General features: G+C 72.0%; 12 protein-coding genes. 3 read left to right on the forward strand and 9 right to left on the reverse strand.

The window, feature by feature from the left end; all coding sequences use genetic code 11:
• Nucleotides 1–29: 29 nt before the first annotated feature.
• Together CP976_RS04790 and CP976_RS04795 are read right to left on the reverse strand one after the other, a co-directional pair.
• Nucleotides 30–1,064, reverse strand: coding sequence for a M56 family metallopeptidase (locus CP976_RS04790; RefSeq protein WP_150479168.1), 1,035 nt, complete (start codon nucleotides 1,062–1,064; stop codon nucleotides 30–32).
• Between the two features lie 6 nt (nucleotides 1,065–1,070).
• Nucleotides 1,071–1,457 carry a BlaI/MecI/CopY family transcriptional regulator gene (locus tag CP976_RS04795; protein WP_167537277.1) on the reverse strand — a complete coding sequence of 129 codons (387 nt, stop codon included), beginning with the start codon at nucleotides 1,455–1,457 and terminating at the stop codon, nucleotides 1,071–1,073.
• Nucleotides 1,458–1,599: 142 nt separating this feature from the next.
• Here CP976_RS04795 and CP976_RS04800 point away from each other — a divergent pair, with 142 nt between their 5' ends.
• Both CP976_RS04800 and CP976_RS04805 read left to right on the forward strand, forming a co-directional pair.
• Nucleotides 1,600–2,253, forward strand: a complete 654-nt coding sequence (locus CP976_RS04800; protein WP_150479170.1) for a hypothetical protein — start codon at nucleotides 1,600–1,602, stop codon at nucleotides 2,251–2,253.
• Nucleotides 2,241–2,486: a twin-arginine translocase TatA/TatE family subunit gene (locus CP976_RS04805; protein WP_150479171.1), complete on the forward strand. Its 246-nt coding sequence runs from the start codon at nucleotides 2,241–2,243 to the stop codon at nucleotides 2,484–2,486. Before CP976_RS04800 ends, CP976_RS04805 begins: the two co-directional genes overlap by 13 nt.
• A 12-nt stretch (nucleotides 2,487–2,498) precedes the next feature.
• Here CP976_RS04805 and htpG read toward each other — a convergent pair whose 3' ends face one another.
• The 3 genes from htpG to CP976_RS04820 all read right to left on the reverse strand — a co-directional run bounded on the left by htpG (nucleotide 2,499) and on the right by CP976_RS04820 (nucleotide 6,091).
• Nucleotides 2,499–4,397, reverse strand: coding sequence for a molecular chaperone HtpG (gene htpG / locus CP976_RS04810; RefSeq protein WP_150479172.1), 1,899 nt, complete (start codon nucleotides 4,395–4,397; stop codon nucleotides 2,499–2,501).
• Nucleotides 4,398–4,482: 85 nt separating this feature from the next.
• Nucleotides 4,483–5,214 (reverse strand): class F sortase, encoded by a 732-nt coding sequence (locus tag CP976_RS04815; protein ID WP_150479173.1) that lies wholly within the window; start codon nucleotides 5,212–5,214, stop codon nucleotides 4,483–4,485.
• 145 nt (nucleotides 5,215–5,359) lie between these two features.
• Complete coding sequence (locus tag CP976_RS04820; RefSeq protein ID WP_150479174.1) at nucleotides 5,360–6,091, reverse strand: hypothetical protein; 732 nt, start codon at nucleotides 6,089–6,091, stop codon at nucleotides 5,360–5,362.
• 262 nt (nucleotides 6,092–6,353) lie between these two features.
• On the opposite strand from CP976_RS04820, the gene CP976_RS04825 reads away from it, so the two are divergent.
• A complete protein-coding gene (locus CP976_RS04825) occupies nucleotides 6,354–6,854 on the forward strand; it encodes a hypothetical protein (protein ID WP_150479175.1) in 501 nt (166 codons plus the stop codon).
• Nucleotides 6,855–6,873: 19 nt separating this feature from the next.
• Here the strand turns inward: CP976_RS04825 and CP976_RS04830 are convergent, their stop codons facing one another.
• The 4 genes from CP976_RS04830 to CP976_RS04845 form a co-directional block, all read right to left on the reverse strand.
• A complete protein-coding gene (locus CP976_RS04830) occupies nucleotides 6,874–7,161 on the reverse strand; it encodes a DUF3040 domain-containing protein (protein ID WP_150479176.1) in 288 nt (95 codons plus the stop codon).
• A 430-nt stretch (nucleotides 7,162–7,591) separates the two neighbouring features.
• Nucleotides 7,592–8,866: a cation:proton antiporter gene (locus CP976_RS04835; RefSeq protein WP_150479177.1), complete on the reverse strand. Its 1,275-nt coding sequence runs from the start codon at nucleotides 8,864–8,866 to the stop codon at nucleotides 7,592–7,594.
• A 258-nt stretch (nucleotides 8,867–9,124) separates the two neighbouring features.
• Nucleotides 9,125–10,588, reverse strand: a complete 1,464-nt coding sequence (locus tag CP976_RS04840; protein WP_150479178.1) for an L-fucose/L-arabinose isomerase family protein — start codon at nucleotides 10,586–10,588, stop codon at nucleotides 9,125–9,127.
• A 30-nt stretch (nucleotides 10,589–10,618) separates the two neighbouring features.
• Nucleotides 10,619–11,878: an MFS transporter gene (locus tag CP976_RS04845; protein WP_150479179.1), complete on the reverse strand. Its 1,260-nt coding sequence runs from the start codon at nucleotides 11,876–11,878 to the stop codon at nucleotides 10,619–10,621.
• Nucleotides 11,879–12,035: the final 157 nt, after the last annotated feature.

The raw sequence follows: 12,035 nt of genomic DNA on the forward strand, positions 1-12,035 counted from the left end.
GGGTGCCGCCGCAAGCGGCACCCCACCCCTCAAAGAGGCGTCGCGGCGTGCAGGATGAGCACCATCGTGACGGCGGAGTTCGCGGACGACATCGCCGACACGGCCGTTCCCGCGGCCGCGCCCCACGCCGCCAGCCCGACCGAGGTGAACACCGGGGGCCAGGTGCGTACGGCGGGTGGCGGGCCCAGCAGGGCCGCCACCCGGCGCGGCACCGGGCCCGGCGCGGCGAGTCCCGCGAGCGTGGGCGCCGGGGTGCCCCGGGAGACCAGGGCGGCCGTGCCGATGGCACGCGCCACCGTGCGGCGGCTGCCGATCGCCCGGGCCGCCTCCTCGTCCGCCCACCGCTCGGCCGTGTACGCCACGGCGGTGCGCAGCGGCCGCAGGAACGGGTTGGCCCGGGCCGCGAGCTGCACGGTGAGCAGGAAACGGTCGTGCCGGGCGTCGAGGTGCGCCCGCTCGTGGGAGAACAGGGCCCGGCGCTCGGCCGGCCGGAGCCGGTCCAGCAGCGCCGTGGTCACCACGACACGCCCCCCGCGCCGACCACGGACACGGCGCCCGGCGCGGCCGTGCGGCTCGGAATCGCCAGTGCGACCGCCACGCCGAGCACCGCCCCGCGGAGCATCAACGCCACGGCGCCCACCACCGGGCAGCGCATACGCGTAGGGAGCGCCGTCCGGCAGTACGGCCACCTCCGTGTCCGGCAGCCCGGCCAGCGCGCGGTGGGCCCGGCTGCGTACCCGGGCGTGCCGCCACACTGTGCGGGCGCAGGCGACGACCACCGCGCACAGCGCGGGAATCGCGGCCTTGCCGACGACCTCGTCGAACGGCACCGCCGCCCGCACCTCGGGGTCCGACCAGCCGTCGGGCAGCGGATTGCCGGGCAGTTGGGCGGTGCCGACCACCATGACCAGACCCAGGCACACCGTGCTGCACAGCGCCAGCACCGCGGCCATCGCGGTCAGCAACCGGGTCGCGGTGCGTGGATGCAGATGCTGTTCGGCCAGACGCGCGACCGGCCATGCCGTGAGCGGGAGAACCAGTGGCAGAAAGACGAAGACCCCCATGAGGCTTCAGTCTTCCCCCTCGCCATGGGCCTGTTCCAGCAGGTCACGCAGCAGCCGCTCGTCGTCCGGGCCGAGGCCGGTGAGGAAGCTGGCCAGGACGGCCTCGCGGTCGCTCTCGGCGTCCAGGACCTTGCGCATCTTCCGGGCGGCCAGTCCCGCCTCGTCCGCGGCGGGCGTCCACGCGAAGGACCGGCCCACCCGCTCCCGGGTGACCGCGCCCTTGCCCAGCAGCCGGGTCAGGATCGTGATCACCGTTGTGTACGCGAGGTCACCGCCGAGGCGTTCCTGCACCCAGCCGGCCGTCACCGGACCGTCCGCCTCGCGCAGTGCCGACAGCACCAGCGCCTCCAGCTCGCCCTGCCCCCGCCGGGGACGCTGCCGGGGTTCGGTCACCGCCCTGTCTCCCTTCGCCGCCCTGCCTTGCCCTGCGGACATCGTATAGATCCGCGGGGCCGACCCCAGCTACTTCTACAGTGTTGTAGATTTCACTGCGTCGGGTACCGACGTCCGACACAGCAACCGACAAGGAGACTCTGTGGCCGATCCGCCCCGCCTTCACCCCGAGGACCGCGCGGACTTCGAAGCGGTACTGGATCTGGCGCTGAGCACCGCGGACCTCCACGGCGCCGTGCGCGCCGACCCGACCGGCAGGACGGCCGCGCACCTGCGCGCCCACGCGCTCGCCCACGCCGACGACATCACGGCGGCGGCCGGCGAGCCCTACCGCGCCTACCGCGCCGCGCGGACCGCCGCCCGGCAGGACGCGCGGCGCCCGCTCGCGACGGGCACTCTGCTGCCCGCCCTCGCGGTGCTCACGCCGCTCGTGGCGGCGACGTCCGCCGGGGCTCTGCTCCTGCTCGGCGGCCTGCTCCAAGTCGCCGACGCACCGGGCCCGTTGCCCGGATCGCTCGTCGCGGCCGGCTGGACGCTGGCGCTCGTGGCGGCCGTGACCGGTCTCATCGGCCTGGCCGCGCTGCTGCGCTCGGCCCTGGGCGGACGGGCCGACCGCGTGGAGCACGCCCGGCTCGCCTGGCGGCAGGCCCTGCTCGACCGCGGCATCCTGCCCCATCTGCTCCGGCATCCGGCGGTCGCACCTGCGGAGGCGGGGATCACACCGTGCTCCCCGCCCGATACGCTCGCGCCGTGCCCGGCCCGGGCGGGAAAGGACAGGACACCATGTTCGGACTGAGCGAGCTCGCGATCCTCCTCATCGTCGTCATAGCCGTGATCGGAGCCAGGAAGCTGCCCGAACTGGCCCGGTCGGCGGGCAAGTCGGCCCGCATCCTCAAGGCCGAGGCACGCGCCGCGCAGGACGAGGAGGCCGGAGCCGCGCCGCGGGTGGTCCAGGGCGAGATCGTCCCGCCGGGCACCGGCACGACCCCGCCCGGCGCGCGGGCGGCGGACGCCCCGGACCCCCGCTGATCCGCTCCCTGCCTACAGCGTGCGCTCCAGGCGGTCGGCCACGAGCTTGACGAAGCGTGCGGGGTCCTTGGGCTGGCCGCCCTCGGCGAGCACCGCCAGCGTGTGGAGCAGCTCGGCGGACTCGACGAGACCCGAGCGGTCCTCGCGCTCCTTGTACGCCTCGTTCAGGTTCTTCACCAGCGGGTGGCCGGGGTTGAGTTCGAGGATCCGCTTGGTGCGCGGCACCTCCTGGCCCATCGCCCGGTACATGTTCTCCAGGGCCGGGGTCAGGTCGTGCGCGTCCGAGACGACGCAGGCCGGGGAGACCGTGAGCCGCGCCGACAGACGCACCTCCTTGATGTCCTCGTCCAGCTGCTCCCGCATCCAGCCGAGCAGTCCCGCGTAGTCCTCGGCCTGCTTCTCCCGCTCCCCCTCGGCCTTCTCGTCCTTCTCGCCGTCGAGGTCGATCTCGCCCTTGGCGACGGAGCGCAGCTTCTTGCCCTCGTACTCGCCGACGGCGTCGACCCACACCTCGTCGACCGCGTCGGTGAGCAGCAGGACCTCGATGCCCTTGTCCCGGAACGCCTCCATGTGCGGGGAGTTCTCGATGCTCTGCCGGGACTCGCCGGTGATGTAGTAGATGTCGTCCTGGCCGTCCTTCATCCGCTCCACGTACTGCGCGAGCGTGGTCGGCTCGTCCTCGGCGTGCGTGGTGGCGAACGACGCGACGGCGAGGATGGCGTCCCGGTTCTCGGAGTCGGTGACCAGGCCCTCCTTCAAGGCCGTGCCGAACTCGCGCCAGAAGGTGGCGTAGCGGTCGGCGTCCTTGGTCTTGATCTCCTTGATCGTGGACAGGACCTTCTTGGTCAGCCGGCGCTGCATCATCCGGATGTGCCGGTCCTGCTGGAGGATCTCCCGGGAGACGTTGAGCGACAGGTCCTGCGCGTCGACCACGCCCTTGACGAAGCGGAGGTAGGGCGGCAGCAGCGCCTCGCAGTCGTCCATGATGAAGACGCGCTTCACGTACAGCTGGACGCCGCGCTTGAAGTCCCGCGTGAACAGGTCGTGCGGGGCGTGCGAGGGGACGAAGAGCAGGGCCTGGTACTCGAAGGTGCCCTCGGCCTGGAGCCGGATCGTCTCCAGCGGCTCGCGCCAGTCGTGGCTGATGTGCTTGTACAGCTCGTGGTACTCGTCGTCGGACACCTCGTCGCGCGACCGCGCCCACAGGGCCTTCATCGAGTTCAGCGTCTCGGGCTCGGGCGCGTCCTCGCCGTCGGCCGCCTCCGGGACCATCCGGATCGGCCAGGTGATGAAGTCCGAGTACCGCTTGACGATCTGCTTGATCGTCCACGGCGACGTGTAGTCGTGGAGCTGGTTCTCCGGGTCGGCGGGCTTGAGGTGGAGCGTGACGGAGGTGCCCTGCGGCGCGTCGTCGGCCTTCTCCAGCGTGTACGTGGACTCGCCGCGGGACGTCCAGCGGGTCCCCTGGCCCTCGCCGGCGCGCCGGGTCACCAGCGTCACCTCGTCCGCCACCATGAAGCCGGAGTAGAAGCCGACGCCGAACTGGCCGATGAGCCCCTCGGCACTGGCCGCGTCCTGGGCCTCCCGCAGCTCCTTCAGGAAGGTGGCCGTACCGGAGTTGGCGATGGTGCCGATGAGCTGTCCGACCTCGTCGTACGACATCCCGATGCCGTTGTCCCGCACCGTGAGGGTCCGGGCCTCCTTGTCGACGTCGATCTCGATGTGCAGGTCGGACACATCGGCGTCGAGCGAGTCGTCCCGCAACTTCTCCAGGCGCAGCTTGTCCAGCGCGTCGGAGGCGTTGGAGAGGAGCTCCCGCAGGAAGACATCCTTGTTCGAGTAGACCGAGTGGATCATCAGCTGGAGCAGCTGACGCGCCTCTACCTGGAACTCAAACGTTTCGGTCGTCATGGTTCGCGAATACCTCACAGGTCCCACAGTCGCCTGAAGCTGGTGCAGTCACTTTAAAACACCTAGTCAGGCCGGGGCCCGGAAGTCAGACGAGGTGGGCGAAGACCACCAGGTTCTCGGTGTAGTCCCGGGCCTTGCGGTCGTAGGCACCCGCGCACGTGATGAGCCGGACCTGGGCGTCGGGGGTGTCTCCGTACACGCGCTCGCTGGGGAAGTCGTCCTTGTCGAAGGACTGCGTGCCGTCGACGACGAAGGTCGCCCTGCTGCCGTCGGCTCGCGCCACGTGGAACCGGTCGCCCTTCTTCAGCGCGCTGAGCCCCGCGAACACGGCCGGGGACGTCGCGGTGTCCACATGCCCGGCGATGATCGCCGTTCCGGGCTCGCCGGGCGAGGCGCCCTTCGCGTACCAGCCGACGAGGTTGATGTCGTCGGCCGGAGGCGGTTCGAGCTGACCCGAACGGCCGATGGCGAGGTCGGTGAAGGGCGCGTTCACCGAGATCTTGGGGATGTACAGGCGGACCGGCCGGGACCGCGGCAGATGCCGGCCGGTCCCGGACGCGTCGGACCGGTGCGGCGCCGCGGACGAGGACGGCGCGTCCGGCGCGGCGGAGGTGGCGGGCGCGGCCGTCGGGACGGCCGGCGGGGCGTGCGGCGGACCGCCGGCGTCGGACGACGACTCGCCGCGGCCGGCGACCAGGCTCACGGTCAGGACCAGGGCGGCGAGACCCCAGAAGACCGACACGACGGTGCGGAGCCGCCGCTTCGACGGCGCGGGGCCGGGTTCGGCAGGGGACGGGGGGCTGGGGCTGGCTGCCATCGGAGACCACCTCATTCGGACACGGCAGCGGAACGGACACGGCAGCGGACACGACAGCGGACACGGCGCGCGGGAGGACGAGCCGGGCCGCCGCGACGCGAGGAGCACGTGCGGCGGCCGCGGCGGCTATGCGGTCAGGCCTCGGTCATGCCGCACCCTGGGAGGCCTTCTGGCGCCGCAGGGCGTACAGGCCGGTGCCGGCGACCGCCAGCACCGCGAGCCCGCCGGCCGTGACGCCCGGCGCGCCGGCAAGCCCGCCGCCACCGGTGTGCATCCCGCCGCGCGGCTTGTCGTGGTTGTCGCCGTTCCAGGAACCCTTCTCGTGGTCGTCGTGCTTGCCGTGCTCGTCGCCCCAGGGGTCCTCGTCGTGCTTGTCGCCCCAGGAGTCGTCGCCGTGCTCGCCGTCCTTGTAGGTGTCCGGGTCGTGCTTGGGGTCCCAGTCGTCGTTCGTGTTCGCCACGGTCAGCGCGCCGCCACCCGTGTCCACCCCGCCGTGCGGCTTGTGGTGCTTGTCGCCGTGCCGGGAGTCCTTCTCGTGCTTGCCGTGGTCGTCCTTGCCGTGCTCGTCGTGCTTGCCGTGCTCGTCATGCTTGCCGTGCCCGTCGTGCTTGCCGTGCTCGTCATGCTTGCCGTGCTCGTCGTGCTCGTCGTGGTTGCGGGTGGCCGCGTCGTCCGCGGTCACCGCGGCCAGCGCTCCACCACCCGTGTGCATCCCGCCGCGCGGCTTGTGGTGTTTGCCGTCCTTGTCGTGCTCCTTGCTGTAGGAAGTGGAGTCGTGGTCCCCGTCGCCCATCGTCTCGGCGTAGGCGGTGGGTGCGGCGATCGCGAGGGCGGCCGTGGCCGTGGCCGTCGCGAGCAGCATGCCTGCAGAGCGCATCGGTGAGTCCTTCCGTCACGGACCGGGCGCTGACGCCTCGCCAGCTCACGAGACCCGGCCCCGACGTGCACCACCGTCAGTCATGCCGGGCCGTCCCACCATCCAGGACGTTCACATGGGTTACGGCCCCACCCTGACGGCGGCATTCACCCACGCCGGTCCGGCCGGAAAGATCGCAACCTCTCGCCGGTCACGCCCGTCTCCTACGGCGAAACGGGGGGCGGGATCAGCTCTCCCCCCGGACCAACTGCGGGAGGCGTTCATGGCCATGGTCGGCCTGTTCTGGATCGGCGAGGACTCGGTGTACGTGGGGGCCGAGCCCGAGGGGGCGGCCTCCGGGGTGCGGCTGTCCGAGGACGGCGTCGAGGTGCTGGGGGCCGGCCGGGGCAGGTTCTGGACGTGGGACGAGGTGGTCCGGATCGAGACGCGCGATGTGCCCGTGCGCTCCGGGGCGCGGAGGCTGGCGTCCATGGCCTTCGACGCCGCGCTCGTCGCGGTCACGGGTTACGGCGATCTGCCGCCCGCCTTCTCCGTGGAGGTGGCGACGGCCGAGGAGACCGTCCAGGCCGATGTGCACGCGGCCGTCGCCGGAGGGATCTACCTGCCCTCCGAGTACGAGCTCTCCGTCACCCTCCTCCAGCGGCTCGCCGACGGCGGCACCGACATCGGCGATCTCCTCGCCTGGGGCCGTGACCACGCGGCCGAGGGCACTCCGCCGCACGAGGAACGCGAGGCGCTGCTGCGGAAGTGGGCCGGGGCGTAGGTCCCGGCTGGCGCACAGGTCACCAGCGCCTCTGCCGCTGACGCCCCAGGCGGCTCGGGTCCGGGTCGGCCAGCTGGGCCGCCATGCCGACGAGGACCAGCCCGGCCGCGATGAGCAGCCCTTGTGCCAGGGCGATGCCGGAGCCCAGGACGGCCACGCCGACGGCCAGCCCCCACCAGGCTCCGGTACGCCGGTACTCCCGGGGCCGGGCCGGGCGGCCTGATCTCATGGCCCGGGTGAACCTGGGGTCCTCCCGCTCGAGTCGTGCTTCGAGGTCGACGAGACGTTGGTCTTCGGACTGGGGCACGGCTTCTCCTTCCCGGAACCCGACACGCTTCGAGGCAGGGCACGGCCGAGGCCATGGCAAGTCCTGGGTTGTCGGGCCGCGTGGCGATACGGAGGGAGACAGCCCGCCGACGCGCGGCGCGGCCGGTCTCACCAGGGCTTCAGCCTCTCCCTCCTCCAACGGTGTCCGCCATCGGGCCCAATCCTCATCCTTCCCGGTGGCCGCCCCCTACGAACGCCCTGCCGTAAGGCGGATGTTCGGCCAATGATGGGTGGTGGCACGGATGGCGGCGCGCCGGAGGGAGCCCGCCTCCGGGCAGGCGTGCTCGTGCCCTGCCCGCCGGCACCGGCCCAGGGGGTGTCCGGGAACAGCGCCACCGCGCGAACCCGCTCCAGAAGCTGGGCATGAAGACCGTCCGGAACCGGCCCGCGAGCCCCGAGCCGGGAGTGCGCTAGCGCTCGGCCTCGGTGGGCAGCGCGGCGGAGGCGGACGACGATGCGCTGTCGTCCCGGGGGCGGGGCTCGGTGTCGTACGACGGGACCGTGCGGCCGGGCCGGAGGTCCTGGGCGGCGCGGAGCGCGCGGGCGAGCAGGTGGGCCCGGCCGGCGGCGATGGGGCCGAGGATCGCGAGGACGAGGACGTACCCGGCGATGAACGGGGCGAGGCGGGCGTCGAGCCCGGCGCCGGCGGCCATGGCGGCCAGGATCAGGGCGAACTCCCCGCGGGCCACGAGGGTGGTGGCGATCTCGGCGGCGGGCTCGGTGCCGTAGCGGTACACGCGGGCGACGAGGAGTCCCGCGGCAACGTTCATGACGACGGTCAGTGCCGCCGCCGCGGTGACCGGTCCGACGACGGAGACGATGTCGCCGGGGTCGATGGAGAGCCCGAAGGCGAAGAAGAAGATCGCCGCGAAGGCGTCGCGCAGCGGATGCACGAGTTCCCGGATGCGCGGCCCGGAGGGCGTGCCGGCCAGGATCAGCCCGACCATGAACGCGCCGATGGCGTCGGCGACTCCGAGGACCTCGGCGACTCCCGCCACGAGGACGGCCGCTCCGAGGAAGCTGATGACGAGCAGTTCGTTGTCGCGGGTGGAGATCAGGCGTCCGGCCGGTTTCGTGCCGTAGCGGGCGGCCGCGGCCAGTACCAGCAGGAAGCCGAAGGCCTTGGCGCTCTGGAGCACCGTGTCGCCGATGCCCTGGGCGCCGCTGATGACCGGCTGGAGCGCGGCGAGGTAGAGGGCCAGGAAGATGTCCTCGACCACGATGACGCCCAGGATGAGCCGGGTCTCCGGGCGGCCGATGCGGCCCTGGTCGATGAGGATCTTGGTGACGATGGCCGACGAGGAGATCCCCAGGACACCGGCGAGCACCAGCGCCTCCCGGACACCCCAGCCCAGCGCGAACCCGAAGACCAGCCCCGCGCCGACGTTGAGCAGCAGGTAGATGCCACCCGCCGTCAGCAGTCGCCGGCCGCCGTTCCTGAGGTCGTCGAGGTGGAACTCGAGGCCCAGGTAGAACAGCAGCAGCACCAGTCCGAGTGCGGAGAGCATCTCGAAGTCGTGCGCGTCCTCGACTATGACCAGGCCCGGGGTGTGCGGGCCGAGCAGGATGCCCGCGAGCATGAAGAGCGGGATGGTCGGGAGTCCGATCCTGCCGCCGAGGCGGGCGAGGAGGGCGGCGGCCAGGAAGGCTCCGCCCATGGCGAGGAGGCTGTCAGCGTGTCCCACGGGTCACCGCCTTCGCGGGCGCGCTGGGGGCGGATCGTTTCACCGTGCGGGGATGGATAGGGGCTCCTCCTTCGTGGGGCTGGGGCGGACGCGTCGTGCGCGTCTCAGCGCCGCCCGAGGCCGCGGCCATGGCGACCGACGCGAGCCTCGGCGACGCTCCAGCCTCACACGGGCTCCGGGCCCGTCACCATCGGTGTCCGCACCCATCTCCGGGCGGGGGCGACACCCATCTCCGGGCGGGACGGCCCCGATCTCCCTTCACACGTTCCGGTGGTCGACGCCCAGCAGGCTGGCCGCCGCCCTGAAGTCGGCCGCGTGGTGGCCGACGGCGAGGGACCAGTGGTGGCCGACGCCCGTGGCGCTCCACGCGTCCACCCATTCGCCGGGATCGCGGCCGAAGTCGACGCGGCTGGTGGTGTTGCCGATCTCCAGCAGGGGTCCCGGTACGACGGTGCCCTCGGAGGTGACGAAGGACAGGCTGCCGTCGGCGTCCTGGCCGAGGCCGAGCAGGGTGACGGGCCCGTGCTGGACGTCGAACTCGACGCTCACGCCCCAGCCGCGTTTGCCGTGGTAGACGCCGAGCCCGCGCAGCAGGGGGTCGCGGGCGCTGACCGCGAGGTGGGCGGGTCCGTCGTGGCCCATCTCCACGACGCCGTCCTCGAAGTTGAGGGCCTGGATCTCGGTGAAGGAGCCTCCGGCGCCGACGCTCTGGGAGGCGAGCTGGGCGACGCTGGTGCGCAGTTCGTACTCCCCGGCCGCCGGCACGCCCCGGGCCGTGAGCAGGGAGGCGCCCAGGATCATGCCGGCGCCGAGCCGCTCGTGCAGCTCCCCGTCGAGACCCCGGTGGTAGTAGGCGAGGCTGTCGAGCTGGGAGTCCGCCACGAGCCGGTCCAGGGCGACCGACACGGTCGCACCCCAGGCGAAGTCCTCCTCCACCACACTGTCGTCGAGGGTGAAGACCTGCCGGGCGAGCGCCATGCGCTCCCTGGTCTCCTGCTCGGTCACGCGCTCCACCCGGTGCCGCAGGTCGTCGAACTCCAGCACCTCCACGTGCGAGCCGAAGGTGGTGGACAGCAGCGTCGGATCGGTCTGCACGTCGAGCATGCCGGGGTACACGTGTCCCATGAGGCCGTGCCGGGCGTGCCGGAGCGCGGCGCGGATGTGCGCGGCCCGGATCCACTGTTCGATGCGCCGCCAGGCCGACTCCTGCCGCAGCCAGCCCGACACCGACCGGAAGGGGATGCCGGCGCGCCGGAAGACGTTGCCGACCTCGGGGACGGGGCACTGCCCGCAGTAGGCCAGCCAGGCCCCGGTGTCGAAGGAGGCGTGGTCCATCTTCTCGGACGGCTGGAGGTCGATGACCAGGACCGGCGTGTGCGTGCGCTGCGCGATCGGCAGCACCATCGAGGAGGTGAGGTAAGTCGTCAGGAACAGCACGATGAGGTCGCAGTCGGCCTTGCGCAACTGCTCGGCGGCGCGGGCGCCTTCCTGTGCGTCGGAGACGAACCCGGCGTCGGTCACCTCCGCGTCCATCCCGCGGAAGCGCTCGGCGACGTAGGCGGCCGACTCCTTCAGCTGCGGGAGGAGACCGGGGAACTGCGGCCAGTACGTGCCGAGTCCGCCGGCGACCAGTCCGATCCGGGTGCGGCGCCGGGTGACCGGCGGGAGCAGATCGTGCAGGGCGGCGGCCCGTCCGGCGGTGCGGTCCGCGGTCGTTGCCATGGTCGGTGCTCCTTGTCGGTGTGCTGCGGCTCAGGTGCTGGGGACTCGCAGGTCCGCTCTGTCCTGCGCCGCGCCGGTGGCACGGGGGACCAGGACGCGGATGATGAACACGCCCGCGAACGCGGCCGCCGTCATGCAGGCGGTGATCGTCCAGAGCAGGACGGCCGGGCTGTAGTCGGCCAGGGCGGGGGTGAAGAACGCGGCGACCGCGAAGACCCCCCGTGCCAGGGCGTAGGTGAGGCCCTGGGTGGTGCCGCGGGTGTCCGCGGGCAGCGTGAGCTGCGACCACACCTTGTAGTTCGCCTCGCCGGCGAAGGGGTTGGAGAGCTGGTAGAGCACGAAGAACACGAGCATGCCGACGAGCGCGCCCGCGGTCAGGGACGCGATGACGAAGGCGAGGATCTGCACCACCGCGGCCACGTGGAACAGCCGGTCGCGCCAGGGGGTGTCGGCGACCCGGACGAAGGCGAAGGTGAGCAGCACCCCGATCGGGATGAAGGCCAGGTTGATTCCGGTGGCCAGGCTCTGTGAGGCGTCGCTGACGGTGACGAGCAGATAGGTGCCGAACTGACCGAAGGTGTTGGCCCCGAGGCCCCAGGTGACGTAGAAGACGAACGTCGCGGTCATCGGCAGCAGGGCGGCGCGCGTCCGGATGTTCTTCAGGGCGCTGCCGGGCGGGGCGGCCGCCGTCTTCTCCTCCGTGTCCTGTTCGTCGGAGAGTTTCAGGCGGGAGCGCAGGGCCCAGGTGACGAGCGCGGCGACGGCCAGTTGTCCGGTGATGAGCCGGGCTCCGGTCATGCCCGTGGTGGACAGGACGAAGCCGAGGAAGATGGCGACGGCGATGCCCAGCATCCACATGACCTGGGTGAAGGCGACGAGCCGTCCCCGGGCCCAGGAGGGCGCGGCGTCCGAGACCACGGCCAGGGACGTCGGCAGGTCGGCGCCGGCCGCGAGTCCCGCGATGAGGACGCCGGTCAGCAGCGTGATGTCGTCGGGTGCCAGTGTGATGACGATCGCCCCGAGCGCGAAGCAGAAGATGTCCCAGTTGTAGACGCGGCGGCGCCCGAAGAGGTCGGCGAGCCGGCCGCCGACGAGGGATCCGACGGCGATGCAGCCGGTGACGATCGCGCTGATCGCACCGGCCATCCACACGCCCATGTCGTAACTGTCGCGGTAGATGGCCAGGTTGACGGAGATGCTGACGATCAGCCCGGCGTCGAGATAGGAGGCCATGCCAGACAGGGCGGCGGCCTTCCAGAGCGGTTTGGGGATGGGGCGGGTACCGGCCATGATGCGACTCCGTCGTCTGGTGACATCGCGGTTCCGGGGGCCTGGTCGCAGCGAATATAGGGCGAGAAAAACGTTGCAACAAGGTGTCTCGCAGACATGCGTGACATGACGTCGGCTTTCCCGGGGGCGTGCTCGCGTATGGCGTGGCCGTTCCTGG

It is taken from the genome of Streptomyces coeruleorubidus, from assembly GCF_008705135.1.
In the GTDB taxonomy this organism is placed as follows: Bacteria; Actinomycetota; Actinomycetes; order Streptomycetales; family Streptomycetaceae; genus Streptomyces; species Streptomyces coeruleofuscus.

Excerpts from the sequence above, each read along its gene's own strand:
- CP976_RS04820 (WP_150479174.1), bottom strand. The coding sequence starts at position 6,091 with ATGCGCTCTGCAGGCATGCTGCTCGCGACGGCCACGGCCACGGCCGCC.
- CP976_RS04805 (WP_150479171.1), top strand. The coding sequence starts at position 2,241 with ATGTTCGGACTGAGCGAGCTCGCGATCCTCCTCATCGTCGTCATAGCC.
- htpG (WP_150479172.1), bottom strand. The coding sequence starts at position 4,397 with ATGACGACCGAAACGTTTGAGTTCCAGGTAGAGGCGCGTCAGCTGCTC.
- CP976_RS04825 (WP_150479175.1), top strand. The coding sequence starts at position 6,354 with ATGGCCATGGTCGGCCTGTTCTGGATCGGCGAGGACTCGGTGTACGTG.
- CP976_RS04840 (WP_150479178.1), bottom strand. The coding sequence starts at position 10,588 with ATGGCAACGACCGCGGACCGCACCGCCGGACGGGCCGCCGCCCTGCAC.
- CP976_RS04790 (WP_150479168.1), bottom strand. The coding sequence starts at position 1,064 with ATGGGGGTCTTCGTCTTTCTGCCACTGGTTCTCCCGCTCACGGCATGG.
- CP976_RS04815 (WP_150479173.1), bottom strand. The coding sequence starts at position 5,214 with ATGGCAGCCAGCCCCAGCCCCCCGTCCCCTGCCGAACCCGGCCCCGCG.
- CP976_RS04845 (WP_150479179.1), bottom strand. The coding sequence starts at position 11,878 with ATGGCCGGTACCCGCCCCATCCCCAAACCGCTCTGGAAGGCCGCCGCC.